Annotated in this window: 3 protein-coding genes; all 3 read left to right on the forward strand. The window is 77.3% G+C overall.

All coding sequences use genetic code 11. The features are described 5' to 3' along the window. Positions 1-765: class I tRNA ligase family protein (locus ACFE60_RS18740; protein ID WP_375390361.1), on the forward strand; the 765-nt coding region annotated here is incomplete at its 5' end. Between the two features lie 85 nt (positions 766-850). Then, a complete protein-coding gene (locus ACFE60_RS18745; RefSeq protein ID WP_375390362.1) occupies positions 851-1453 on the forward strand; it encodes a ComEA family DNA-binding protein in 603 nt (200 codons plus the stop codon). Next, positions 1450-2595 (forward strand): ComEC/Rec2 family competence protein (locus ACFE60_RS18750; protein ID WP_375390363.1); only part of this gene is annotated, 1146 nt, incomplete at its 3' end. The genes ACFE60_RS18745 and ACFE60_RS18750, both read left to right, overlap by 4 nt.

Consider the following 2595-nt stretch of genomic DNA (forward strand, 5'->3'; position numbering starts at 1 on the left):
TTCACCGAGCCGTTCAGCGCGCTGCTGAACCAGGGCATGGTGCTGTCCGGCGGCGCGAAGATGTCGAAGAGCCGCGGCGGCGTCAGCCTGTCCGACGAGCTCGCGCGCTTCGGCGTCGACGCCATCCGGCTGACCATGGCCTTCGCCGGTCCGCCGGAGGACACGATCGACTGGGAGGACGTGCGCCCTGGCGGTCAGGTGAAGTTCCTGCACCGCGCCTTGCGGCTCGCGGCCGACGTGTCGAGCCCCACCGACGTGATCTGGGCGAGCGGCGACGAGTCGCTGCGGCGCCAGACCCACCGGTTCCTCGCGGACGTCCCCGGCCTGGCGGAGTCGTTCAAGTTCAACGTCCTGATCGCCAGGACCATGGAGCTCGTCAACGCCACCAGGAAGGCGATCGACAGCGGGCCGGGCGGCGCGGACGGCGCCGTGCGGGAGGCCGTCGAGACGATCGCCGTCGCGCTCAGCCTCTTCGCGCCCTACACGGCGGAGGAGATGTGGGAGCGGCTCGGCTACCCGCCGTCGGTCGCGCTGCAGGGCTTCCGCAAACCCGACCCGACCCTGCTCGTCGAGGACTCGGTCGTCGCGATCGTGCAGGTCGACGGCAAGGTCCGCGCGAAGCTCGACGTGTCGCCGAAGATCACCGCCGAGGACCTCGAGCGGCTCGCGACGTCCTCCGACATCGTCCAGCGGTCCGTGGGCTCGCGCCGCATCGCGCGGGTCGTCGTCCGCGCGCCGAAGGTCGTGAGCATCGCCACGGAGTGAGCGGGTCGCTCCTCCACAGGGGCGAGCCGCCGTCGGGGGGCTGATCGACCGGTTCCGGGGACTCCGGCGCCTCTAGCGTCCCGGGGTGGATCAGCTGCGCGAGCGCTTCGCCGCCCTGCCGGGCGGGCGGGTGAAGGCGCTCGTCGCCCTCGGCCTGCTCGCCGTCGCCGCGCTGATCGCGGCCGCCGTGCTCGCCGCGGGGCAGGCGGCGGGCAGCGCGACGGAGCTGGCGCCGGTCCGAGCCGAGCGGACCGCGGCACCGGCGCCGACCCCGCTGCTCGTGCACGTCAGCGGCGCCGTGCGGCGGCCCGGCATCGTCGCGCTGCCGGCCGGCGCGCGCGTCGTGGACGCGATCGCGGCGGCGGGCGGCCCCGCGGCGACGGCGGACACCGACGGGATCAACCTCGCCGCGCGGGTGAACGACGGCCAGCAGGTCGTCGTGCCGGATGCCGGCGCGCCGCCGACCGCGGCCGCGGCGGCCGGCGCGGCCGGCACCGGCGGGCCGATCTCGCTGTCCACTGCGACGGCCGAGCAGCTCGAGACGCTGCCGAGGATCGGGCCCGCGATGGCGGCGCGGATCCTCGCCTACCGGGACGCGCACGGCTTCGCCACGGTCGACGACCTCGGGAACGTCGGCGGCATCGGGCCGAAGACGCTCGAGGCGCTGCGCGACCTGGTCGTGCCGTGAGCGACCGGCTCGTCCGCACCGGTCTGCTGCTGCCCGCCGCCGGCGCCTGGGTCGTCGCGCTCACGGCGACAGCGCAGCCGGTCGTGGCCGTGCCCGGCGCGGTCGTCGCCCTGGCCGCGGCCGCGGTCCTCGTGCCGCGCGCCGTGCGGCGCCGCACCCGCGCGGCGGTGCTGCTCGCGTGCGGCGCGCTGGTGCTCGTGGCCGTGCTCGCCGCGGTGGCCGTCGGAGAGGCGCGCCGGCACCCCTCCGGGATCCCGACCGACCGGCCGGTGCTCGTCCACCTGCGGGTCGACACGGTGCTCCGCACGACGGCCGCCGGGGTGTCCGGCGCCCTCGGCAGCCGGGAGGTGGTGCGCGGCACCGTCGTCGAGCTGGACGGGCGGCCCGTCTCGGTGCCGGTCACCGTGTTCGGCGACCGGCTGCACGCGGTGCCCGGCGCCGTCGTGCGCCTGCGCGTCGCGCTGCGGAGGGCCGAGCCGACCGATGCCGCCGCGTACCTCGGCACCGTCCGCGGCGGCACAGCCCTGCGGGCCCCGCCGCCGCCCGAGCAGCAGGCCGCGGCGGCGCTGCGGGCCGGGCTGCTCGCGCGCACGGCCGGGCTGCCCGGCGACGGCGCCGCGCTGCTGCCCGGGCTGGCGGTCGGCGACACCTCGCGGGTGGGCGAGGACCTGCAGCAGGCGATGCGGGACTCGTCCCTGACCCATCTCACGGCGGTGTCCGGCGCGAACTGCGCGGTCGTCGTGATCACCGTCCTCGCGATCGGCGGCGTGCTCCGGCTGCCGCGCGCCGCCCGGATCCTGCTGGCCGGCGCAGCGCTCGGCGGGTTCGTCGTGCTCGTGACGCCGCAGCCGTCGGTGGTGCGCGCGGCGGTGATGGCCGCGGTGGGTCTGGTCTGCGTGCTCCGGGGAGGCCGTGCCGCCGGGGTGCCCGCGCTGGCGCTCGCGCTTCTGGTGCTGCTCGTCGCCGATCCGTGGATCGCGTGGAGCCCCGGGTTCGTGCTCAGCGTCGCCGCCACGGCGGGGCTGCTGCTGCTCGCGCCGCCGCTGGCCGAGCGCCTCGCCCGCGTCCTGCCCCGCCGCCTCGCGCTCGTGCTCGCGGTGCCGGTGGCGGCGCAGGCCGCGTGCCAGCCGGTGCTGGCCCTG

The organism is uncultured Amnibacterium sp., assembly GCF_964245895.1.
Lineage (GTDB): Bacteria > Actinomycetota > Actinomycetes > Actinomycetales > Microbacteriaceae > Amnibacterium.